We start from the raw sequence: 22,203 nt of genomic DNA, 5'->3' as shown, positions 1-22,203 counted from the left end.
ATACATATATTATCAAAGATTACCCCTTTGACAATGCTGTAATTTCTCGCAAACATCAGCGGACGCGTTATCACACCATCGCGTGGGTTACCAGCCAGCCCATGTAAGCCAGATATGCCAGCAACAGCAGTAAACCATCGCGTCGACCAATACGGTAGCCACGGTGCGCTAACGGCAGCAGTAAAATGGCTAACAACAGCATGACTGAGAAGTCGAGAATACTGAATCCGGCGGCACTGACCGGATGCACCAGGGCGGTAATACCCAAGATGCCCAAGAGGTTAAACAGGTTGGATCCCACCACATTGCCAATGGCAATATCGCTCTGTCCCTTGATAGCCGCTACCATGGACGTTACCAACTCCGGCATACTGGTGCCAATAGCGATTATGGTCAGGCCGATGACCACCTCGCTGATCCCAAAGGCTCGTGCTAACGCCACTGCGCCGTCCACAAACAACACCCCACCGCCCACTAAGCAGCCGATACCTACAACGATAAATGCCAGCGACAGCAACGGATTACGCGGACCAGTTTCTATCTCTTCCGCATCATTGTCATCCGCGGAGTAATAGCTGAAGACCAGATACCCTAACAGCAGTAATGACAGCAACAGCCCGTCCAGCAGGCCAAGGGTGCCGTCCAGCAGTAACAGCCATACCAGCACTGAGGCAGCAATCATCAATGGAATATCTCGGCGCACCATTTGTGATTGTACGCCAACAGGACGGATCAGTGCTGTTAATCCCAGGATTAAGCCAATATTGGCAATGTTAGAACCTATCACATTGCCTAAGGCTATGCCTGGGCTGCCAGCCAGTGCCGATTTGACACTGACGGCCAGCTCTGGCGCACTGGTGCCGAATGCGACGATGGTCAGACCGATGACGAGTGGTGTCACTCCCAGACGCAACGCAATTGCGCTGGCCCCCCGGACTAACACTTCCGCGCCAAAGGTGAGGATCAGAAAGCCACCCAGAATTGACATAAAAATCAACATGTTTTCACTGCTCGTAAATGGATTATGATCGTGATTGCAGGAGTGCCAGCATAAGGGGTTTCACAAGCAAAGCAAGATTTTTTGACAGAATATGTCAAAAAGGTCCCATTACCTCTGGAACCTTTTTGTGGATGCAAATTAAATCTCATCTTCCCAGACAATACGGGCACCTCGCAAACCGTCAGCTTTTGCCGTGTAACGCTGCTCTAATACGTGGCGTTTAATTTTTAATGTCGGCGTCAGCACATCATTCTCAATGGTCCAAGGATCATTCACCACAATGACCGCATCTACTGTCTCATGCGATTCCAAATTGGGGTTAATGGCATCCAGCGTCGCTTTTAGCGACGCCCGCACTTCTTCTCTCGGCTGTAATGTAGCGCCTTCTGAGAGTTGTACTAGCGCTACCGGATGAGGTAGTCCTGAGCCTATTACACATAAAAGTTCAACGTGCGGGTCCTGTGCCAATTTCCGTTCTATTGGTACCGGTGCTACGTACTTGCCTTTGGCGGTTTTAAAATTGTCTTTTACCCGCCCGGTGATACTGACACAGCCATCTTTATCAATCTCACAGAGATCGCCGGTACGAAAATAGCCCTCTTCATCAAAGGCGGCCGCGGTGGCTTCGGGGGCTTTGTAATACTCTTTCATCAGCCCTGGGCTCTTGACTAGCAGTTCTCCATTAGCAGAACGTTTAATACTGCAGCCGACTATCGGTTTACCGACAGTACCGATTTTGTTGGCATCAAACGGATAATTGATAATGGAATAAGCACAATTTTCGGTCATTCCCCAGGCTTCACAGATGTCCAACCCAATGCTGTGGTACCACTGCACTAACGATGGTGGAATTGGTGCGGAGCCAGAGCCTTGTAGTCGTGACTTGCTAAGACCAAGACCTTGATGGATTTTGCGTTTTACTAACCAACTTAGTAGCGGAATTTTCAGCAGCAGATTGAGTTTTTTAAAGCTGCCGACCTTATCGATAATATTTTTCTGAAACAATGTCCACAGCCGTGGAACGGAGAAGAACACTGTGGGTTGCATTCGTTGTACGTCAACGACAAAGGTCTCCAAGCTTTCCACAAAGGCAACCGGGCAGCCGGCGTAAAACGACGAACCCTCCATCGCCACGCGCTCGGTGATATGGGCCAGCGGTAAATAGGACAGCAGCCGATCCTGTTGATTAACTTTCAGATCGCGCACCACGGCATTACAGGTCCAGCTATAACTGCCAAAGGTTTGCACGGCCCCTTTGGGTTTTCCCGTGGAGCCGGACGTATAGATAAGCGTCATTATCTGCTCTGCAGAGGGCTCTGGCGCTTCCAGTAACGGCAGTCCCATATTTAACAACTGCAACCATTGGTATTGTGCGGGCATGGTATCGTAAGGCAATGCCAGTCGCAGCAGTTCGCCGCCAACACCGGCTTCCTGCTCCGCCCAGTGATCCAATTTGCCAACAAAAATGGCCTTGCTGCCGCTATGTTCTAGGACATAACGAATCGTATCGGCGTTAGCGGTCGGATAAATGGGAACACTAATGTAGCCGCCGTACATCAATGCTAGATCCGTGATGAACCATTCGGCACAATTCTTCGACAGCAGTGCGATTTTGTCACCCGGTTGATAGCCAAGATGACGCAAAGCGCCCGCTAGACGTTGCATGGTTTGTTGTACCTGACGCCAACTGTAATCGCGGAACTGCCCTTTTACCGGCTGTCGCAAATACACCGCATCTCCCTGGACATCAGCCCATTGAGTTAGCATTTCTATCGGGCTTTTATACGATGCAGACATGGCCTTCCTCATACAGGTTAACTCGCCGTTGTACTCCCCAGAGATACAACAGTAGCGAAAACGTTATGTTTTCTAAAAGATAAAACGCTTGTTTGATTATGAGGGGCAAATTACCTTGGTGCAAATCCGATTAGCGTGTACGGCTTGTTGCCATTAGAGTTTGATGGTGGTTATCTGGCGACCGATGGCATATTTTTGCGCTAACAGGTGTTTCTCAATCTGCGAGAAGTGTTTCCCCAATACAAATTTATGATGCAAGACAGTGTATTAGGCATTGTGAAACAAAACAGGATAATGGGTAGGAATATACTCCCACCCCCGCAGAGCAATATCGTGCTGATGTCGGGTTTAAGTATGCGGCTCTAGTGCCTGCAACAGTCTTCACCAATGGTCACTAGATAATCATTGTGTTAGAAAAAAGGCGCTATTTAAGCGCCTTTTTCGTGTTATCCGCTTTAGAGTTCCAGTACGCCATCCATTTCCACCAAGGCACCTTTAGGGAGTTGTTTGACGCCAATGGCGGCACGGGCAGGGTAGGGTTGCTGGAAATAGCGCCCCATCACTTCGTTAACTTTGCCAAAGTGGGCTAAATCGACCATGTAGATATTGAGTTTAACCATATCGGCCAGTGTGCCCCCAGCAGCTTGGCATACCGCCTGCAGATTCTCAAATACTTGGATGACCTGAGATTCAAAGTCATCACCAGCAAGTTCCATGCTGGTGGGATTCAGTGGGATCTGCCCTGACAAATACACTGTGGTGCCTACTTTGACGGCCTGGGAATAGGTGCCAATGGCGGCAGGGGCTTTATCCGTCGCAACAATCACTTTATCAGCCATAATATTTGCGGACTCCTTGGTTTAGCGGTTACGGGAAATGCGTAGCACTTCCGGTAGTACACGAATACGGCGCATCACATTTGCCAGATGCACGCGATCACGAACGGAAATACGCAGATGGATCAGATATACCCGACCATCGCGTTCTTCAGTACTGATATTACTGATATTGGAGCCTTCTACAGCGATAATATTGGTGATTTTCGCTAGCGCTCCCTGATGATTAACAATCTCGATGCGGACGTTGGCCTGAAACTCTGCACCATCCACCGCATCCCACTGCACTGGAATATATTTATCGGGTTCGCTCTGATAGCCTCGGATATTGGCGCAGTTTTCCATATGCACCACCAAGCCTTTTCCGGGACTCACATGGGCGATAACGGCGTCACCGGGAATTGGACGACAGCAATTAGCAAAAGATACCAACATGCCTTCGGCACCACGTATAGGCATCAAGTTGCTGTCATCGTCGCCTTTTTGCGTGTCTACAGAGTCTCCTTTGAGCCGCTGAGCAACCACTAGACTCATGGCATTACCGAGGCCAATTTCGGTCAACAGTTCATCAAAATCCTTGTGTTTGGTATCGGTAACCACTTTGGCGATTTGTTCCTGACTGAACAGCTCCAACTTGCTGTCACCTAAGGCATGGTTAAGCAAGCGTCTGCCCAGCGCAATCGCCTCATCCTTTTTAAGATTTTTCAGTACTTGGCGGATTTTAGAGCGCGCTTTACCTGTGACCACGAAATTCAGCCACGCGGCGTTAGGCTTGGCCCCTTTGGCGGTAATGATTTCAACCGTCTGCCCGGATAACAACGGTTGACTCAACGGGTAGGACATACGATTCACTTTGGCACCCACGCAGGTGTTACCCACATCGGTGTGAACCTCATAGGCAAAGTCTACTGGAGTTGCACCTACCGGCAGCTCTAGAATGCGACCTTCTGGGGTAAATACATAGATTTCGTCCGGGAACAGCTCAGTTTTAACGTTTTCGACAAACTCAAAGGAAGACGAAGCGCTTTGCTGCAGTTCCAGTAAGCTTTGCATCCACTTGCGAGCGCGCAACTGAGTGGTGGTGCCGCTAGTGCCAGGAGCGGCGGCGCTTTGACCGCTCTTATACATCCAATGTGCGGCAACCCCTTTGTCGGCCATCTGATCCATATCTTCGGTACGGATCTGGATTTCCACTGGCACACCATGGGGGCCAATCAACGAAGTGTGCAGTGACTGATAACCGTTAGCTTTAGGGATCGCAATATAATCTTTAAATCGCAGCGGCCGCGGCTTATAAAGACCGTGCATCACGCCAAGTACGCGGTAACAGGTATCAACACTATCAACGATCACTCGAAACGCGTAGATATCCATCACTTCCTGGAATTGCAACTCTTTGCTGCGCATCTTGTTATAGATGGAATAGAGGTTTTTTTCCCGTCCCTTAACTTTGGCATGGATGCCGGTATCTTCCAGACGGGTATGCACTGCTGCCTCAATGCCTTGGATCAGCTCTTTACGGTTGCCACGGGCGGCCCGCACCACTTCTTTTAATACCCGATAGCGCATGGGGTAATAGGCCTGAAACCCCAGATCTTCCAGCTCGGTTTTAATATTGTGGATACCGAGTCGGTTGGCAATCGGCGCATAAATTTCTAGCGTTTCACGGGCGATACGGCGACGTTTATCGGGCCGCAAAGCGCCAAGGGTACGCATATTATGGGTACGGTCAGCCAATTTGATGAGAATGACCCGGATGTCCTGAGTCATCGCCATCATCATCTTGCGGAAGTTTTCGGCTTGGGCTTCTTTCTTGTCGCGGAATTTGATCTTATCGAGCTTGGAGACACCTTCCACCAGCTCAGCTACCGATTCGCCAAACATATTGGTCAAATCCTGGTGAGTGACATAGGTGTCTTCGATGGTGTCGTGCAGTAATGCCGCCATCAACGTCTCATGGTCGAGACGCATATCGGCAAGAATATGAGCGACAGCAACCGGATGGGTAATATAGGGTTCGCCACTAGTGCGCATTTGCCCTTCATGAGCGTCACGCGCAACCTGATAAGCCTGTTTGAGTAATTCTACCTGCTCCGGCTCCAGATAAGCGGCCGCGGCTTCCCTGAGACCTTCAAACAGATACAAGTGGCGATACTCCTACTAGCAGCCTGCCTTACAGCGACTGATGACCTTCAGCAATGGCTGCCACAGCAGCAATTTCTGCTGCTTCACGTTCACGTACGCTCTGGCGCTCATCAGCTTCCAGCGTTTGCGCGTTTACCAGACCTTGTTCAATTTCGCGCAGGGCGATTACGGTTGGCTTGTCATTTTCTTCTTCCACCAGGGGATCTTTACCCTGAACGGCGATCTGACGGGCGCGACGGGCCGCAACCATAATCATGTCAAAACGGTTGCCGATCTGCTTTACGGCGTCTTCTACAGTTACGCGAGCCATGTGTTGGAACTCCAGTGTGTTCGGTGAAAAAATGACGCAAAAGTGTACACGATGACAGCTAGTCTGCCAACAGACCTTTAAGCATATCACTGTGGGTATTGATTTGACTAGCTTGAGTCAACTGTTGACTGCGGATAATTGCCCGCAAATCGGCCAGCGCCTGCTCAAATTGATCATTCACAATAATAAAATCGTATTCTTTATAGTGAGACATCTCGGAAACCGCTTTCGCCATGCGGGCAGCAATGACCTCGGCTGAATCCTGTCCACGGCCGGTTAGACGCCGCTCCAGCTCCGCGCGCGATGGCGGTAGAATAAAAATGCCGACTGCTTCCGGCATCTGTTGTTTAATCTGCAGTGCACCTTGCCAGTCGATGTCGAGGAACACATCAATGCCATCAGCCAGCGCTTGCTCAATCACCTTGCGGGATGTGCCATAGTAATTACCGAAAACTTCGGCCCACTCAAGAAAGGCACCTTCGGCGATCAATGTTTTGAAGTCATCGACAGAGACAAAATAATAATGCTGTCCGTGGCTTTCTCCCGGGCGAGGTTTGCGGGTGGTATGTGATACAGACACCTGCATATCTGTGGGTTTGTCGGTTAGCAGTGCAGCAATCAAGGATGATTTTCCTGCGCCACTGGGTGCCGACACAATAAATAGGTTTCCACGGGCACTCATAAATTTATATCCGGATAACGTCGGTTATTGGCTGATTGACGGAAAAATAGGGGCGACATTATAAGACCGTGGTGAAAGCCTTACCAGTGCCGCTGACATTTGAGTGTAAATTCGTTAGTCTGTCATCACATTATTTTACTGCAGCGACAAGCTTAGCAAAGAGGATATCGTGCTGTTTAAATCGCTTATCTGTTTTCGGGGCTTTGACCGTGGCTGGCGTCACCTCGCGATCAGTGTTGCCGCTTATCTGTTGTTGATGCTGCTATGGTTGCTGTTTGGCAATGGGTATTTCATTTGGGTGCCCGGTTTATTGTTGGTGGTGGCCGTGCAAGCGTCGGCCGTACGCCGGATACGTGATGCTGGCAGACCGTTACCCATGGCCATCACGCCGATTTTACCTTGGCTGTTAGTGTTAACGGCATTATCCAGCACCGCTGGAAGCAGTGGCATCTATCTTAAGATAGGCTTGGTATTGGCGACCTTATTACATCTTGGGTTGGCTTTGCTGCCAGCGGTTCCCAGTAAAGGTGCGGTCAATCGCCGTAGTTATATTCAGGGATATTCTGGGCCTGTGGACTTATCGCCAAAGTCCAATGGTCGTAGAGTTGAGCCTACCTTAGGTGGGGCAAGAACTAGCGTTTCAGCGGTTATGATGGCCAATACCGATGAGCAAACACTTACCACCTCAGTATTTGCCGAGACTGTAGAGAAGCCATTTGTTAATGACGATAACGCAGATGACAACGATCCCCGGACTGATAGTGTTTGGCAGGATGAAGTACAACCAGGGTCTCTCTCGGCCATGCTGGCCAACTGGCGTGATGTCGGCGCTGAGGTACTGCAGCAAGCATGGCATTATCGTAAGCCACTGGGCGGTTTTACCGCAGTGTTGCTGCTACTGGCGGTGGTTATCGTGTGGTGGTTAAGCCCGGCTACAGAGGATAATGATACAGCCGCTGCTACAGTGACTAGCCACCAGAACGATGTCGATGTGGTCGCAACGCGCGCCACAATAAAACTGCCCGACCATTTCGGCCTGTCGTTGCAGGGGGATGTGTTGTCCCTGAGTTGGCTTGGCGACACATTAACTCCCGGTGTTATCTGGGATTTGGCAACCGCTAAAGGTGATAAACGCTGTGCTGAACTGGTATTTAACGATGACAGCCGTTTCCGGCCGTTGCAGGTGGCTATTGTTGACAGCAATGGACAAGTAGAAGCTAGATTCAGCCCGCTGGATACCAAAGTGTTGATTAACAATATGGCATTGCGAGGCAGCATCAAGCTCTGTGGCTATGATTTCAGCCTTAAAGGTAGCCAAGCGGCATTACAGGCCGATGCTGCTTTCAGCCATTATCTGGACTGAGGATTTTCTTTTGTCTCATGCAACTGCCGCAGTGACTACCGCATTTATTCAACATGTAGTCTTGCCACATTATGTTACTGAAGAACAACAGTGTCAGACACAGATCCAACCTTTGGGAAATGGCCATATCAACGGTACCTGGCGGGTCATTACGCCGCAAATAACCTTTGTATTGCAACGCATTAATACCACAGTTTTTCCTCAACCTTGGGCCTTGATTAATAATGCGGTGGTTATTGCTAAGCATTTATCTATGGCAAAAACGGCTTATCCATTAGCAGTGACTCAGCCGCTGGCAACGTTGAGTGGTGACTTTGCTATTGATTTAGGGGCGCAGGGTTTTTGGCGGACGATGAGTTATATCGCCAACAGTTGCAGTGTTGAGCAATTGAGCTCTGTGCAACAGGCAACGCAGTTGGCGCAAGCATTTGGTCAGTTTGTCGCTGCGCTAGCCGATCTTAATCCTGATAGTTTGCAGGAAGTGATTCCGGCGTTTCGTTCACTCCCCGCGAGGTTGCATACGTTGCAACAGGTGGCGGAAACTGACCGTTTACAGCGGCTTGACGGGTGTCGCCAATGGTATGATTTTGCGTTCTCTCAGCAAGCACTATTGACTGAACTGGCTGAAATTGAACCGTTGTTACCGCGACGCATCTGTCATAACGACACCAAGATCAACAATCTGCTGTTTGCACAGACACAACCGTGCCCAATAGCAGTTGTGGATCTAGACACCTGCATGCCGGGACCGTTGATGTACGATTTTGGTGACATGGTGCGCAGTTGCTGTGCTGCTGTCGCGGAAGATGCAACAGAGTTACAACGGGTGCGCATGATGCCAGATTATTTTGCGGCGCTGGTGGCGGGCTGGCAACAAGCGCTCGGCACGACTATGACATCTCTTGAACGGCAGAGTCTGTGGCTTGGAACCCGAGTCGTGACCTTGATGTTAGCAGTACGATTTTTGACTGATTATCTGGACGGTGACCGTTATTTTCGCATCACGCATCCACAGCATAATCTGGAGCGGGCGGCGAACCAGTTGACCCTTTACCAGCAGTTATTAGCGCAACAATCGGTCCTCAAAGACGTGTTGGATAAGTGATGCGCTGGTATTGGTGTTTGGCTTACTCCATAATCGGCTAGTAATGCGACTATGCTCTCAACACAAGGTTATTGTGGAGGATTATGGCCGAGGCTAAGCAGGCAGATGTTTCGTTGAAGCGTGACCCACGCAATGCTTGGTTACGCTTAACATTAAAACGTTCGCAACAGGAAGCGCTGGCATCATCGGCGATGACCGCGACCAGCGACAATTTCTTTAACGCTTTTGCTATTTCTCTTGGTGCCAGTTTATCGCAGATGGGGTGGGTGACTGGCTTACCTCAGTTATTTGGTGCCATCAGCCAGTTACTATCAGTTTGGCTCGCTAGCCATTTCCCTAGACGCCATTTCATTGTAGCTTGTGCCACCTTGCAAGCTATTGGCGTACTCGCAATGGGCTTACTGGCAGCTCTGGCGGGTGAGCACGCCGTCTGGCTGTTCATTCCATTAGCGATGCTGTATCAGAGTTTTTTGAACCTGATCCAACCGCATTGGCGTGCCTGGATGGGGGCTATCGTACCCGCTCGTCGACGGGGAGCCTTCTTTGCGGCGCGCACCCGTTTAACGCAGGTAGCCTCGCTAGCGGTATTTCTGCTGGGGGGCACAGTCCTGAATCTGACCGACTCGTTTGCGATGGCTTGGTTAGGATTTTCGCTGCTGTTTACCGCCGTAGCTTTAGGACGTTTGGTGTCGGCATGGCTGTTGTGGTTGATGCACGATCCAGAGCCGACCACACCTCATGTTCCCGGCGTTTTTATGCAAACACTGCGACAGTTCCGGGAGGCCTGGAAAGATAAAGTCTTTCGGCAGTACAGCTTATTTGTGGCGGGCATGCAGGCCATGGTTGCCATCTCAGCCCCTTTTTTTGCGGTATATATGCTGGAGGAACTGCATTTCAGCTACCTGCAATTTGTGCTGAGCAGTGTCGCGTCAATCCTGACTCAATTTATTACCTTGAACTTCTGGGGCCGTTTCAGTGATCTTTACGGTAACCGGTTAGTGATGATTATCACCTCCTGCATGATCCCTACACTGCCGCTGGTTTGGCTGTTTTCCGATAATTTCTATTACATCCTATTGATCCAGGCTTATTCCGGTATTTCTTGGAGCGGCTTTACCCTGAGTACCGCTAACTATCTGTATGATATCCGACCATTCCGCTCAGACTTTGCTTGTTACGCGGCACTGCAAGCGGCGCTGAGTGCAGGACTGGTATTTGTTGGTGCACTGTGTGGCGGTGTTATCGCCAGTGAGGCAGCCAATTTCTTAAGCTGGAGTGGTTGGTCGCTGAGTAGTCCAATTTTCGTGGTGTTTCTGGTCTCTACCGTGCTACGGGCATTGGTAGCTTTGTGGTTTATTCCTCGCTCTGTGGAGCCAAAACTCAGGCCGCGGCCGCAATTGTTGCAACTGGTATTTCGTATTCGGGGTTTCAATGCCATTTCTGGCGTGGCATTGGACTGGTTGACGGTAGCGAAAAAACGACGTGACTAGCACGCCTTGTTTCAAAATCTATTCATTTTTGTTGAATAAAAACGCAAATGGCGCGCTGTGGTTTGATTAAGTATTTCAGCTTGATACGCTAGGAAAAATTAACATGGAGTTAACAACGTGACGTTTGCTGAAGCTACCGCAGCGTTTGCTTACTATGCCTGGGGGCCGCATATGCTAGTCCTGCTGGTAGGGGGCGGCCTGTTTTTTCTGCTGTATTCCGGTTTTGTGCCATTTCGTTATCTGAAACATGCCATCGATATCGTCCGTGGCAAATATGATGAGCCAAAAGCCGACGGTTATATCAGCCATGCAGGCGCGTTATCCAGCGCAATGGCCGGTACTGTAGGCATGGGTAATATTGGTGGTGTAGCGTTAGCCATTGCTGCCGGTGGACCTGGCGCAATTTTCTGGATGTGGATGAGTGCGCTGGTGGGTATGGCTACTAAGTTTTTTACCTGTACGCTTGCCATCATGTATCGCGGCAAGGATGACACTGGGCAGGTGCAGGGCGGCCCTATGTACATTGTAACGCAGGGACTTGGCGCTAAGTGGAGGCCTCTAGCTGTGTTTTTTGCGGTTGTGGGGATGATAGGAAACGCCCCATTGTTTAACAGTAATCAGTTGGTGCAGATCCTCAAAGAGCAGCTATTTATGGATCCAGGTGCTGCGGCAGCTAGCGGAGAGCAGTTCTGGCTTGAACTTGGCATTGGTACTGGTGTCATGTTGCTGGTAGCTAGCGTGGTGTTGGGTGGTATTACCCGTATCGCTGCTGTGGCGATGCGACTGGTCCCGACCATGATCCTGATTTATGTTGCCTGTGCCGTATATGTCTTGATTAGTCACCTGAGTGAAGTCCCGCATTATCTGGCAATGATTATTGAAGATGCTTTTTCGATAAATTCAGTGGCTGGGGGCTTGTTAGGGACGATGTTGATTGGCGTAAAACGGGCAGCGTTTTCCAACGAGGCTGGCATCGGCACTGAAGTGATGGCGCACGGCAGTGCGCGGACAGCGGAGCCGGTGAAGGAAGGGTTGGTAGCGATGCTGGGGCCTGCAATTGATACCTTGCTGGTGTGTACTGCTACGGCGCTGATCATCCTGATTTCGGGTGTCTGGCGTTATGGTGGTATTGATGGCATTAGTCTTTCCAGCGCCGCGTTTGCGAGTACCATCCCGGGGATTGGTCCGTATTTATTAATGATGTGCGTCTTCTTTTTTGCAATTACGACGATTTTTACCCAAGCATTTTATGGCAGTCAATGTTTCCGTTTTCTGTTTGGCAGTCGTTACCTGCGTTATTACCTTTACTGTTATCTGGCAGCTATCTTATTTGCAGCGACAACCAGCTTAGGGAATGTGGTGAACATTATCGATGGTGCCTATGCGTTGATGGCGATACCCACGATGTTGTCTGCGTTACTTTTAGCTCCCAAAGTGAAAGTGGCGGCAAGGGATTACTTTTCCCGACTCGCCAGCAAGGGCATGATGTAGCTTATTGCTTCGTATGACGTTATCTGTTTAAGATCTGCGGCTGTTTGGGGTAAGTCTGCCGGAGTAACTATGACCACTATCCACCACCCAGATTATGACTGGGTGCTGTTCGATGCTGATGACACGCTGTTTAACTTCGATGCGGAGCGAGGATTACGGCTGATGTTCTCCCGCTATGGGGTGGATTTTGGCCCGGCTGAATTTGCTGATTACTCAGCGGCAAATGTGCCTTTGTGGCAGGCTTATCAAGCGCAGCAGATTGATGCAGAAACACTGCAAAGCCGCCGTTTTGCTGCTTGGGGGCAGCGATTGGGCGTGGCGCCGTTGCGATTAAACCAACAGTATCTGTTGGCGATGGCTGACATATGTGAAATGTTGCCTGGCGCGAATGAACTGCTGCGCTGCCTGCAAGGGCGTGCCAAGCTCGGCATTGTCACTAACGGTTTTTCAGCATTACAACGTATCCGCTTGGAGAAAGTCGGGTTAACTGAATTAATCGATGTGCTGGTGATTTCCGAAGAAGTTGGCACACCTAAACCGGAGAAAGCGATCTTCGAGCATGCGTTGACGCAAATGAACCACCCGCAACGAACGCGAGTGCTGATGGTTGGCGATAATCCCCATACCGATGTACAGGGCGGCTTGAATGCGGGATTACACACCTGCTGGCTCAATTGCCATGGGGTGGCTCGACCGGCGGGGATAGACCCTCATTATGAAGTCAAGTCATTACCTGAGTTGCAGCAGTTACTTTGTCGTGCCGCTTAAACATGACAATAAAAAGGCGCTATTAGCGCCTTTTTATTGCGAACAACGTAGTCGTTTATTTGCTACCGCCAGACGCCATCTGTTCTGCGGTGTATTCCATCTTCTGATGGTTTTTACCCATAGCTGCCGCTACTTCAGGTGGCATGTAGTTTTCGTCATGCTTTGCCAATACTTCGGTCGCTTGCAGTTTCCCTGGGGCAACCAGCACCCCTTGGGCAACAACACCCTGACCTTCACGGAACAGATCCGGCAACAGATCGTCATAGGTGACTGTCACTTGGCCGCCGTTGGCGTCGTGTACAGCAAAGCTTACATCTAAACTTTTAGGATCCCTGACCACAGAGCCTTCTGTGACCATGCCACCAATACGAATACGGTCACCGATTTCTGGTTTTACACCAGTATCGACTTTGCCATTGATGATCTCAGAAGGCGTATAGAACAGGTTAAGGTTAGAGTTCAGTGCGTACAGCAGCAAAGAGGCCACTGCTGCAACGCCGCCTACCAGCGCACTGGCGAGTACTAATCTCTTTTTGCGTCTTGAGTTCACTGTTTGTTACTCCGATGTTGCGCCAAACGTTCTTCACGCTGGACCTTTGCTGCTATCTCTTTCAGTACCCGACTTTTACGAGTGATACAGAAACCAATCAATATGCCCAATGAACCATAAGCTATACCGTAGGACAGCCACACGTAGAAGGCATAACCTCCCATGTGGAAAAAATCTGCTACGGACTGGAATTGTGCTTGCATCATTTGACTCCTTCAGCTTGTGCCAGTTCCCTTACCCACGGGCGCATACCGTTACGTGCCAAGATTTCTGCACGGAAGCGTACCAAACTCAATGCGGCAATCATCACCCCAAAGCCTAGAATGTTGATCACCAGTGGTACCAGCATATCGGGTGGCATGGCAGTTTTACCGGTCATTTTGATAGAGCCCTGATGCAGAGAGTTCCACCAATCCACAGAATACTTAATTATAGGAATATTAATTACACCTACTATAGCCAAAATACCAGCAGCCCGGGCAGCTAATACTTTATCTTCAAACGAAGCATAGAGCGAGATCACACCCAGATACAGAAATAGCAGCACTAACTCAGATGTCAGACGTGCATCCCATACCCACCAGGTGCCCCACATCGGTTTACCCCAAGTGGAACCAGTGACCAGCGCAATAAAAGTAATGACCGCGCCAACCGGGGCAATGGAAGCCGCCATCCAGTCAGCCAATTTGATTTGCCAAACGAGACCTACGAACGCCGCAATGGCCATGCCGATATAAGCACTCATCGACATAGAGGCCGCTGGCACATGCACAAAGATAATGCGATAACTGTCGCCCTGTTGGTAATCCGTTGGTGAAAACACCATGCCCCAAATAGTGCCAGTAAGCAGCATTAAAGTGGCAAGAATAGATAACCAAGGAATGAATTTCCCGGCCAACTGGTATGCCCTCTGGGGCTCAGCGTAAGGATGTAACCATTTCCACATATCAGTTTGTACTCACACGTAATGAGGCGCCAATGGCAAAGGGCGCCAAAACCAAGGATCCGACCAGCAGAGCGGCAATAATCGCCAACTGACCATCATAGGGTTGTTTAGTTGCGGCAAACTCTATCGCGCCAGTGGCAAAAATCAACACTGGAATATATAGCGGTAGGATTAACAAACTCAGTAGCACCCCGCCTTTACGCAGTCCTACTGTCAGTGCCACACCAATGGCACCTAGTAGACTTAACACTGGAGTTCCCAATAATAGGGTTTCAATCAGTGCGGGATAAGCATTGCTGTCCATATGCAGCAATACTGCCAATAATGGAGCAACAATGATCAACGGCACACCGGTCAACAGCCAGTGTGCAAGCACTTTAGACAACACCAGCAATTGCAATGGCTGAGGGCTTAACAGCATCTGTTCTAGGCTACCATCGACAAAATCGGCCTTGAACAGTCGTTCCAGCGACAACATTGAGGCTAGCAAAGCGGCGACCCAGATAATCCCCGGTGCTACCCGGCTGAGAATTTTGGCTTCGGAGCCTATCCCCAATGGAAATAAGGTCACGACGATAATAAAGAACAGCAACGGGTTGAAAATATCACCGCGATGACGCACGGCAATCTTTAGGTCGCGCTGGAGCAGGGTGAAAAATGCCTGAGTGTAACTGATGCCTCTGTTCATCTTATTCCCTATACGAACCGATAATCCAAGCGGATTTTGCGTAATCTGTCATCGGAGATGATGCCCATATCCTGGTGCGTGGTGAGAATGACACAACCGCCATTATTGGCATGGGCAATGAACAATTCTTCAAGTTCTGCCACCCCTTTTTTGTCAATAGCCGTAAAGGGTTCATCCAAAATCCAGATTTTACAATCGGTATGCCACAAGCGAGCCAGTGCTGTACGACGATGTTGACCAGCAGACAAATGCCCTGCCAAGGCGTCTTCAAAACCGGTAAGGTTAACCTTTGCCAGAATCTCTCTTGGATCAAACTGAGCGTAGCCACTGATCCTTAAGTTGAAGTTAAGGTTCTCTTCTGCAGTCAGCTCACTTTTGACGCCAGCAAGATGCCCGAGATACAGCAGAGCTTCATTGAATTCATCGCGGCAACGGACGATGGGTTCTCCTTGAAATAGCACTTCTCCACCATAGGGGCGGGAGAGGCCGGCAAGGATCCGCAGCAGGCTGGTTTTGCCCGCACCGTTGGGGCCTTCAATCTGCACAATATCGCCACCGTTGATCTCGAAACTGAGATCATCAAACAGAACCCGCTCTTCACGGATACAAGTGAGGTGGCTTGCAGACAGTAATGGTGGGTTGGATTGTGCTGTCACTTAGCCCTCGATAAACATGCACTTCTGAACGCCAATGATCCTAACATAAAGCAACAATTGGGTTTACATCTGCTTTTGATTAAGTTTCAGCAATTTGATGCGCTTCCAATAAAAGGGATCTTTTGGGAACTTTTTCATGAGTGATTAATATATTAGTGATTTATAAAACTTTATCTGTTAAGCCATTGTAAGATGAGAGTCAGCTCACAAAAAGATGTGTTTCCAGATACTTTGATGTAGGCTGATGGGGCATTGAACAAAAAGTCTGCCACTTTACATAAGGCAGCTGTGTACTTGATAAGTCTTTGCTTTAGGAACGAAGTTTATGAAAAAGATAGTTATCACTGCCGCACTTGCTGCGCTGAGTTTCGCGGCCAGCGTTTCAGCTCAAGACGGCGAAGCAGTCTATAACAAGTCCTGTATGTTTTGTCATGCTAGTGGCGTGGGTGGCGCGCCAAGGGCGCATCAGGAAGCTGCCTGGAAGTCATTGATGGATAAAGGCATGGATAGTTTGCTCAAGAGTGTCAAAGACGGTAAGGGCAATATGCCTGCTGGTGGAATGTGTAGCAGTTGCTCGGATGAAGAGTTTAAACAGGCCATTGACTTTATGGCGAAGAAAAAATAACGCAATCTAATCAATAAAAAACCGGCGAATGCCGGTTTTTTATTTTCGGTGAAAATGGTTACTTCACTTCAGTATCCAATACCAGCGAGCCGTTACCACCAACATCTACACTGGCTATTTTGCCTTGCAGATCGCCCGTTTGTGGTTTCACATTGCCATGCTTGGACAGCACTGCGATGATCTCAACCGCTTTAGTGTCGCTCAGCTTAACATTGCCGCCCATATTGGTGGAATCATCTAGCGTCACCGTAACCGGTAAGGCCTTAGCGCTGACTTTGGTTGCGGCCACGGGTACACTTGGGCCTTCGGTTGGCCTGGCAAAGACAAACACCATATCTGTGCTACTGACCTTAGCTGCTAGCTCCGGAGCCACAGAAACCTGAACAGTCACCTTTCCTGCACTGGCTGATTGGGTTGCGGCAGTATTTTCAGCAGGTTGTTCTTGCTTCAACTTATTATGGGTAGCGTCATTTGGCATGGCTGTAGTATCGCCCTGCATACGCATTTTGGCGGTGTTAACTGCATCAATTAGCGCCGCTCTGTCAACATCGTTGCGATCACTATCAAGGATGATCTGCCAGCTATCGATGGCTTTCTGATAGTCAGCAGTGTAAAAAGCGTTCATCCCAACCAACAATAAGGTGGAAGGATCTTTGGGATCCAATTTCAGCGACTGATCAATCAGCGACTGTACAATTGGGATCATCTGCTGACCCGCTTTGTAATAAAGTGCGGTAGCTTTCGGACCGAGCAGTTCGGCGTGTACGCCAACCAGATCCATCACTTTATCAAAGGCCTGTACCGCTTTATCGTACTCACCGGCAGAGATATAAGCGTGACCAAGACTAAACCATGCCTGGCTGTCATCTGGCTGACTTTGTACGGCCGCTTCTAGCATCTCTACGCGTTTAGCCATCAGTTGCTCAGGTGTCATCCCCGCATGCGGGTTCGCCGGCGAGGCTTTCACGGTTTCAACTTCTTGGTAAGCACCCAAATGGTAATAGGCATAACCTGCAAGTCCTAAAACTGCGACTGACATCAGGCTTGGCCACAGTAGACCTCTAGGTTTGGTTGATACTTCGAGTGTTTCATCTTTCGCTTGCTTCATATCTTGCAGCAGGCTGATTTCGAGCTCTTTTTTCAGAGAGTCAAATTCCTGTTCATCCAGTAAGCCCTCACTGTGTTCTTTTTCCAGTGTCGCCAGGCGTTCGTTGAACAGTTCCAGATTGGTTTTTTTACGTACTTCAGTTTCACCCGCTTCCAGGAGTTTTTTCTGGCGGAAATGCGGGATCCAGATCAGCGCTAAACTGATCAACACAACGATTGCGATGAAAATCCAGAATGTGGTCATTATTGTATTTCACTTTGGTTGGAGATAAAGCGGAAAGTCGCCTACCGCAAGCCTTGAGCGCAAATTATACGTAAAGATGTTTCATTGAACAGTAATATAACCATAGTCTTAACGGTTAAAGGCGATAGTTGGGGTTTGGTTCACAGTTCCAATTCACCACTAAAAAAGTTATGAAACTTATATGAGTAACCTCTGTCACAGCAAAGAGTCGTGTCTGATATATGAAGAAAATCCGGGCGTTGCAACAGAATGAGAGCCGTCACCCAGATTTCGCGCAAAGAGGCAGACAGGAACAAAAGCAAATACTAAAATGAGCCAAAGCTCAAATAAGATATTCTAGTTAATAAAGTATTATTTTTTATATTATTCATTAGCTTAGGTTTTTTATCCCTAAGTTGTGTGTGAGGCCGTTATTCCTTTAGGGAATGATGCGGAACGTAGAACCGAGGAAAAACCATGATTCCAGAACTTGGACATCTTTCAATGATAATCGGGCTAGCATTTGCGGTTTTGCTTGCCACTGTGCCATTGATCGGTGTTGCCCGAAAAGACCAGTACTTGGTGCGCTATGCTTGGCCACTTAGTTACGGTATGACCTTATTTATTCTTCTTGCTGTTGTTTCTCTGGCATACAGCTTTGCAGTGGATGATTTCTCAGTTGCTTATGTGGCACATCATTCCAATTCAGAATTGCCGATCTTCTTTAAGATTGCGGCAGTCTGGGGCGGGCATGAAGGGTCGCTGTTGTTCTGGGTATTTGCATTGTCCATCTGGACCTCGTCAGTGGCCTTTTTCAGTAAAGGGTTAGAAGAGGTATTTACCGCCCGTGTATTGGCCATTTTGGCCGTTATCGTGATTGGTTTCAGTCTATTCATGTTACTGACTTCCAGCCCGTTTGAGCGCTTGTCTCCAGCGCCGATGGAAGGCCGTGACCTTAACCCGATGTTGCAGGATGTAGGCCTGATTTTCCATCCTCCTATGCTGTATCTCGGTTATGTTGGATTCTCGGTGAGTTTCGCCTTTGCTATTGCAGCATTGATGAGTGGACGTCTTGACTCTGCCTGGGCACGCTGGACTCGCCCATGGACGCTTGCCGCCTGGATTTTTCTGACCGGTGGCATTGCTTTGGGGTCTTGGTGGGCGTACTACGAACTGGGCTGGGGTGGCTGGTGGTTCTGGGATCCGGTAGAAAATGCCTCCTTTATGCCTTGGTTAGTCGGTACTGCACTGTTGCATTCACTGATCGTGACTGAAAAGCGCGGCGCGTTCCGTAACTGGACCGTGCTGTTGTCGATTTTTGCATTTTCACTGAGTCTGCTCGGTACCTTTATCGTACGTTCTGGCGTGTTGACTTCAGTGCATTCATTCGCTGCTGACCCCAGTCGCGGTATGTTCATTCTGTTGTTACTTGGTCTGACTATCGGTGGCTCGTTGACCCTATTCGCCTTCCGTGCCAGTGAAATGAGCAGTCCGGCTCGGTTTGAATTACTGTCCAAAGAAACCATGCTGCTGGTCTGTAACGTGCTGCTGACAGTTGCCGCGGGTACAGTGCTGCTGGGGACTCTCTATCCGCTGCTGATCGATGCACTGCATATGGGGAAAATTTCTGTTGGACCTCCATACTTCAACGCCGTATTTGTACCCTTGGCTCTAGCCTTGTTTGCCTTTATGGGCATCGGCCCGAATATTCGCTGGAAGAAAGCTAAGCCGGGTGAGTTGCAGCGTCAATTGCTGCTCCCTGCTGCGGTAGCGTTGCTGTTCGGCGTTGCCATGCCATTTGTGATTGATGGTAAGTTTAACGCTTGGGTAATGTTTGGTTTGGGTTTGGCACTTTGGGTATTGTTGTCTACGCTGCGGGCGGCATACAACATAGCTAAACCGACGAACGACGCTGAACTGAGTCTGGCCCGTATTGGTCGTAGCCAGTTGGGAATGCTGATTGCACACTTTGGTATTGCCGTGTCAGTGGTTGGTGCCACTATGGTGTCTAACTACTCCCAGGAAAAAAGCGTGCGTATGGGGCCGGGGATCAGTCAGGAATTAGCTGGGTATACTTTCCACTATTTGGAAACCAAAGACGTGGTAGGTCCTAACTACACCGCTAAACAAGGGCAAGTGCGCGTGACCAAAGATGGTAAAGAAGTGGCCTTCTTGAAACCGGATCGTCGTATCTACAACGTACGTACTATGGATATGACTGAAGCGGGCATTGATTGGGGCTTCTTCCGTGACCTGTATATTACTATGGGTGATCCAGTTAGCAGCTCTGAGTTTGCGGTGCGCCTCAACTATAAACCATTTGTACGCTGGTTATGGTTCGGTGGTGTATTCATGATGATTGGCGGGCTGTTTGCCGCTTCCGATAAACGCTATCGTGCAAAGCAGAAAGTGGCCGATGCAGTAGCAAGTGATAAAAAAGCCAGTCTGGCATCTGCCTGAGACGGATAGTTTGAATATGAAGAAGTTAATACTCTTTATTCCACTGGTGTTGTTTCTGGTGATGGGGATTTTCTTGTACCGTGGGCTGTACTTGAATCCACAACAGTTGGATTCGGCCCTGGAAGGTAAACCTGTACCAGAATTCCGCCTGTCGAAGCTGGAAGACGCTAAGACCATGATCTCCAACCATGACCTTAAGGGGCAGGTGTATATCATGAATGTTTGGGCAACTTGGTGCCCTAGCTGTAAGTATGAACACCCGTATTTGCTGCAGTTGGCACGGCAGAATATCGTGCCAATCTACGGTATTAACTACCGGGATCAGCGTGGTTTGGCGGTGCAGGAACTGACACGTCAGGGTGACCCTTATACACTCAATATCTTTGACCCGGATGGTAAACTTGGGCTGGATCTTGGCGTTTATGGCGCACCGGAAAGTTTCATTGTTGACCACAATGGTATCATCCGCTTCCGTTATGCCGGACCGGTAGATATGCGCGTCTGGAATGAAACCATTTACCCGCTGGTGAAACAGTTGCAGCAAGAAGCGGCAACTGCCCAGCAGGGAAATGCAACACAAGGAAAAGCGTCATGAAAGCATTGCTGAAAATATTGACAAGCGCAGTGCTGGCATTCGGCGTCGCTTATCAGGTGTCAGCAACCCCGGTTGACACCTATCAGTTCAAGAATGAAGCCAACCAAGAACATGCCATGCAATTGGCTCGCAGCTTGCGTTGTCCACAGTGTCAAAATCAGGATATTGTGGACTCCAACTCGCCAGTGGCCAAAGATCTGCGTATGGAAGTGTACAAAATGGTCGATGCGGGTAAGAGTGACAGCGAGATTATCGAATTCATGACCAGTCGTTATGGCGAGTTCGTGCTGTACAAACCGCGTCTGGAAACCAAAACCTACATTCTGTGGTTAGGTCCGGTTGCCTTACTGTTGTTTGGTGCTTTGGTGGCATTTATCTTTATCCGCAAACAGCGCAGCCATGCTGAAAAACCAGCCGAGTTATCGGCGGAAGAGCAGCAGCAACTGGCTGAATTGTTGAAGCAACATAAATGAAGTTGCTGCAATCTGCGCTACTCCTAGGATTGTCACTGCTGGCATTTGCTGGCAGTGCCAATCCTGATACTTCGCCTAAATCAATGGTGAAGGCGAATCCCGATTCTACTGTTGATAAGATCAATATTCTCGCTCATGGTTTCCCGCTGAAGCCAGTTCCTTTCACTGACGCTCAAGGGAATAGCCATGATTTTGCACAATACCGCGGGAAAATAGTGCTTATCAATATGTGGGCCACTTGGTGTCCGCCTTGTGTACGGGAACTGCCTGCATTGCAGCGTTTCGGTAAGAAATTCGATCCAAGTAAATTTGCTTTTCTACCCATTTCGATCGATCAAGGTGGAAAACAGCAGGTAGTGCCTTTCTTGTCCTCGTTGGGAATGCCAGAATTTGACAGTTTCTATGATCCCGAGATGGCACTGGATGCTATTTTCCCGCTAGATACCATTCCTGCCACCTTTATTCTTGATGGCAATGGCACTTTAATTGCGTTTGTGCGTAGTTTTGTTGACTGGGATGATCCCAAGGCCGAAACACTCATCAATACCTTTATCGAAAAAGAACAGCAGCGCCAGACTGAAGCTAACGCCGAAGTAAAATCTTCCTAAACACCACAAAGATCCGATAAAAAGATCGTTTTTGTCTAAAAGATCGGCAAGCGATCTTTTTTCTTTAAATTCCCTCTTGCACAAAAGATTAAGCACCCTATAATGCGCACCCACTGACACGGCAACAGCGAAGCGCTGGCGGTGTTGCAGGCAAGGCTGCGAAGCTGAATTGTCTGGGCGAAAAAAGATTGGCGCAAGCCACTTGACGCCAAGTTGGGGTGGTGTAGAATGCACGTCCCTGTTCGGAGATAAGCCCGAACAACGCTCTTTAACAATTGATGAGAC

At 49.2% G+C, this 22,203-nt stretch carries 22 protein-coding genes; 10 read left to right on the top strand and 12 right to left on the bottom strand.

All coding sequences use genetic code 11. The features are described from left to right. Positions 1–70: 70 nt before the first annotated feature. From J3L11_RS15750 to gmk, 6 genes are all read right to left on the bottom strand, one after another. Positions 71–1,000: a calcium/sodium antiporter gene (locus J3L11_RS15750; protein ID WP_133040425.1), complete on the bottom strand. Its 930-nt coding sequence runs from the start codon at positions 998–1,000 to the stop codon at positions 71–73. Between the two features lie 138 nt (positions 1,001–1,138). Continuing rightward, the gene (locus tag J3L11_RS15745; protein WP_133040424.1) at positions 1,139–2,797 is read right to left on the bottom strand and encodes an AMP-binding protein; all 1,659 of its coding nucleotides are present in this window, start codon (positions 2,795–2,797) and stop codon (positions 1,139–1,141) included. A 455-nt stretch (positions 2,798–3,252) separates the two neighbouring features. Beyond that, positions 3,253–3,636: a RidA family protein gene (locus J3L11_RS15740; protein ID WP_133040423.1), complete on the bottom strand. Its 384-nt coding sequence runs from the start codon at positions 3,634–3,636 to the stop codon at positions 3,253–3,255. A 21-nt stretch (positions 3,637–3,657) separates the two neighbouring features. After that, positions 3,658–5,778, bottom strand: a complete 2,121-nt coding sequence (gene spoT / locus J3L11_RS15735; RefSeq protein ID WP_207571622.1) for a bifunctional GTP diphosphokinase/guanosine-3',5'-bis pyrophosphate 3'-pyrophosphohydrolase — start codon at positions 5,776–5,778, stop codon at positions 3,658–3,660. Between the two features lie 28 nt (positions 5,779–5,806). Beyond that, positions 5,807–6,088, bottom strand: a complete 282-nt coding sequence (gene rpoZ / locus J3L11_RS15730) for a DNA-directed RNA polymerase subunit omega (protein ID WP_133040421.1) — start codon at positions 6,086–6,088, stop codon at positions 5,807–5,809. Between the two features lie 58 nt (positions 6,089–6,146). Beyond that, positions 6,147–6,770: a guanylate kinase gene (gmk, locus tag J3L11_RS15725; protein WP_207571621.1), complete on the bottom strand. Its 624-nt coding sequence runs from the start codon at positions 6,768–6,770 to the stop codon at positions 6,147–6,149. Between the two features lie 169 nt (positions 6,771–6,939). On the opposite strand from gmk, the gene J3L11_RS15720 reads away from it, so the two are divergent. The 5 genes from J3L11_RS15720 to yjjG all read left to right on the top strand — a co-directional run bounded on the left by J3L11_RS15720 (position 6,940) and on the right by yjjG (position 12,987). Beyond that, the gene (locus J3L11_RS15720; RefSeq protein ID WP_133040419.1) at positions 6,940–8,133 is read left to right on the top strand and encodes a hypothetical protein; all 1,194 of its coding nucleotides are present in this window, start codon (positions 6,940–6,942) and stop codon (positions 8,131–8,133) included. Positions 8,134–8,143: 10 nt separating this feature from the next. Further along, complete coding sequence (locus J3L11_RS15715) at positions 8,144–9,238, top strand: aminoglycoside phosphotransferase family protein (protein WP_242695288.1); 1,095 nt, start codon at positions 8,144–8,146, stop codon at positions 9,236–9,238. A gap of 83 nt (positions 9,239–9,321) precedes the next feature. Further along, a complete protein-coding gene (locus J3L11_RS15710; RefSeq protein WP_133040417.1) occupies positions 9,322–10,728 on the top strand; it encodes an MFS transporter in 1,407 nt (468 codons plus the stop codon). A 117-nt stretch (positions 10,729–10,845) separates the two neighbouring features. Continuing rightward, positions 10,846–12,219 carry an amino acid carrier protein gene (locus J3L11_RS15705; RefSeq protein ID WP_347566519.1) on the top strand — a complete coding sequence of 458 codons (1,374 nt, stop codon included), beginning with the start codon at positions 10,846–10,848 and terminating at the stop codon, positions 12,217–12,219. Between the two features lie 69 nt (positions 12,220–12,288). Next, positions 12,289–12,987, top strand: a complete 699-nt coding sequence (gene yjjG / locus J3L11_RS15700; protein ID WP_207571619.1) for a pyrimidine 5'-nucleotidase — start codon at positions 12,289–12,291, stop codon at positions 12,985–12,987. Between the two features lie 55 nt (positions 12,988–13,042). Here the strand turns inward: yjjG and ccmE are convergent, their stop codons facing one another. From ccmE to ccmA, 5 genes are read right to left on the bottom strand one after another with little or no spacing between them, the layout of a single operon-like run. Continuing rightward, the gene (gene ccmE, locus J3L11_RS15695; protein WP_133040415.1) at positions 13,043–13,537 is read right to left on the bottom strand and encodes a cytochrome c maturation protein CcmE; all 495 of its coding nucleotides are present in this window, start codon (positions 13,535–13,537) and stop codon (positions 13,043–13,045) included. After that, positions 13,534–13,743, bottom strand: a complete 210-nt coding sequence (gene ccmD, locus J3L11_RS15690; protein WP_229799893.1) for a heme exporter protein CcmD — start codon at positions 13,741–13,743, stop codon at positions 13,534–13,536. Before ccmD ends, ccmE begins: the two co-directional genes overlap by 4 nt. Further along, positions 13,740–14,483: a heme ABC transporter permease gene (locus J3L11_RS15685; RefSeq protein WP_207571618.1), complete on the bottom strand. Its 744-nt coding sequence runs from the start codon at positions 14,481–14,483 to the stop codon at positions 13,740–13,742. The genes ccmD and J3L11_RS15685 overlap by 4 nt, the downstream gene beginning before the upstream one ends. A gap of 1 nt (position 14,484) precedes the next feature. Further along, positions 14,485–15,171, bottom strand: coding sequence for a heme exporter protein CcmB (gene ccmB / locus J3L11_RS15680; RefSeq protein ID WP_133040413.1), 687 nt, complete (start codon positions 15,169–15,171; stop codon positions 14,485–14,487). Between the two features lie 8 nt (positions 15,172–15,179). Next, positions 15,180–15,827 carry a cytochrome c biogenesis heme-transporting ATPase CcmA gene (gene ccmA, locus J3L11_RS15675; RefSeq protein ID WP_207571617.1) on the bottom strand — a complete coding sequence of 216 codons (648 nt, stop codon included), beginning with the start codon at positions 15,825–15,827 and terminating at the stop codon, positions 15,180–15,182. Positions 15,828–16,152: 325 nt separating this feature from the next. Between ccmA and J3L11_RS15670 the strand changes: the two genes are divergently transcribed. Continuing rightward, on the top strand, positions 16,153–16,452 hold the full coding sequence (locus J3L11_RS15670; protein ID WP_133040411.1) for a c-type cytochrome: 300 nt from the start codon (positions 16,153–16,155) through the stop codon (positions 16,450–16,452). Positions 16,453–16,510: 58 nt separating this feature from the next. On the opposite strand, the gene ccmI is transcribed toward J3L11_RS15670, so the two are convergent. Next, the gene (gene ccmI / locus J3L11_RS15665) at positions 16,511–17,803 is read right to left on the bottom strand and encodes a c-type cytochrome biogenesis protein CcmI (protein ID WP_133040410.1); all 1,293 of its coding nucleotides are present in this window, start codon (positions 17,801–17,803) and stop codon (positions 16,511–16,513) included. Positions 17,804–18,259: 456 nt separating this feature from the next. Between ccmI and nrfE the strand changes: the two genes are divergently transcribed. The 4 genes from nrfE to J3L11_RS15645 are packed head-to-tail and all read left to right on the top strand — an operon-like array spanning position 18,260 to position 21,918. Continuing rightward, positions 18,260–20,242 carry a heme lyase NrfEFG subunit NrfE gene (nrfE, locus tag J3L11_RS15660; RefSeq protein ID WP_133040409.1) on the top strand — a complete coding sequence of 661 codons (1,983 nt, stop codon included), beginning with the start codon at positions 18,260–18,262 and terminating at the stop codon, positions 20,240–20,242. 16 nt (positions 20,243–20,258) lie between these two features. Beyond that, on the top strand, positions 20,259–20,837 hold the full coding sequence (locus tag J3L11_RS15655) for a DsbE family thiol:disulfide interchange protein (protein WP_133040408.1): 579 nt from the start codon (positions 20,259–20,261) through the stop codon (positions 20,835–20,837). Further along, positions 20,834–21,310 (top strand): heme lyase NrfEFG subunit NrfF, encoded by a 477-nt coding sequence (nrfF, locus tag J3L11_RS15650; protein ID WP_133040407.1) that lies wholly within the window; start codon positions 20,834–20,836, stop codon positions 21,308–21,310. The genes J3L11_RS15655 and nrfF overlap by 4 nt, the downstream gene beginning before the upstream one ends. Continuing rightward, positions 21,307–21,918 (top strand): TlpA disulfide reductase family protein, encoded by a 612-nt coding sequence (locus tag J3L11_RS15645; RefSeq protein ID WP_133040406.1) that lies wholly within the window; start codon positions 21,307–21,309, stop codon positions 21,916–21,918. Before nrfF ends, J3L11_RS15645 begins: the two co-directional genes overlap by 4 nt. Positions 21,919–22,203 lie beyond the last annotated feature (285 nt).

This window comes from Shewanella sp. 4t3-1-2LB (genome assembly GCF_017368415.1).
In the GTDB taxonomy this organism is placed as follows: Bacteria; Pseudomonadota; Gammaproteobacteria; order Enterobacterales; family Shewanellaceae; genus Shewanella; species Shewanella fodinae.
This window is presented reverse-complemented; position numbering and strand designations above follow the sequence as displayed.

Bases quoted from the DNA above. Each gene is read 5' to 3' on its own strand.
- J3L11_RS15750 (WP_133040425.1), bottom strand. From the start codon at position 1,000: ATGTTGATTTTTATGTCAATTCTGGGTGGCTTTCTGATCCTCACCTTT.
- J3L11_RS15745 (WP_133040424.1), bottom strand. From the start codon at position 2,797: ATGTCTGCATCGTATAAAAGCCCGATAGAAATGCTAACTCAATGGGCT.
- J3L11_RS15740 (WP_133040423.1), bottom strand. From the start codon at position 3,636: ATGGCTGATAAAGTGATTGTTGCGACGGATAAAGCCCCTGCCGCCATT.
- rpoZ (WP_133040421.1), bottom strand. From the start codon at position 6,088: ATGGCTCGCGTAACTGTAGAAGACGCCGTAAAGCAGATCGGCAACCGT.
- gmk (WP_207571621.1), bottom strand. From the start codon at position 6,770: ATGAGTGCCCGTGGAAACCTATTTATTGTGTCGGCACCCAGTGGCGCA.
- J3L11_RS15710 (WP_133040417.1), top strand. From the start codon at position 9,322: ATGGCCGAGGCTAAGCAGGCAGATGTTTCGTTGAAGCGTGACCCACGC.
- yjjG (WP_207571619.1), top strand. From the start codon at position 12,289: ATGACCACTATCCACCACCCAGATTATGACTGGGTGCTGTTCGATGCT.
- ccmD (WP_229799893.1), bottom strand. From the start codon at position 13,743: ATGATGCAAGCACAATTCCAGTCCGTAGCAGATTTTTTCCACATGGGA.
- J3L11_RS15685 (WP_207571618.1), bottom strand. From the start codon at position 14,483: ATGTGGAAATGGTTACATCCTTACGCTGAGCCCCAGAGGGCATACCAG.
- ccmB (WP_133040413.1), bottom strand. From the start codon at position 15,171: ATGAACAGAGGCATCAGTTACACTCAGGCATTTTTCACCCTGCTCCAG.
- J3L11_RS15670 (WP_133040411.1), top strand. From the start codon at position 16,153: ATGAAAAAGATAGTTATCACTGCCGCACTTGCTGCGCTGAGTTTCGCG.
- ccmI (WP_133040410.1), bottom strand. From the start codon at position 17,803: ATGACCACATTCTGGATTTTCATCGCAATCGTTGTGTTGATCAGTTTA.
- nrfE (WP_133040409.1), top strand. From the start codon at position 18,260: ATGATTCCAGAACTTGGACATCTTTCAATGATAATCGGGCTAGCATTT.
- J3L11_RS15655 (WP_133040408.1), top strand. From the start codon at position 20,259: ATGAAGAAGTTAATACTCTTTATTCCACTGGTGTTGTTTCTGGTGATG.
- nrfF (WP_133040407.1), top strand. From the start codon at position 20,834: ATGAAAGCATTGCTGAAAATATTGACAAGCGCAGTGCTGGCATTCGGC.
- J3L11_RS15645 (WP_133040406.1), top strand. From the start codon at position 21,307: ATGAAGTTGCTGCAATCTGCGCTACTCCTAGGATTGTCACTGCTGGCA.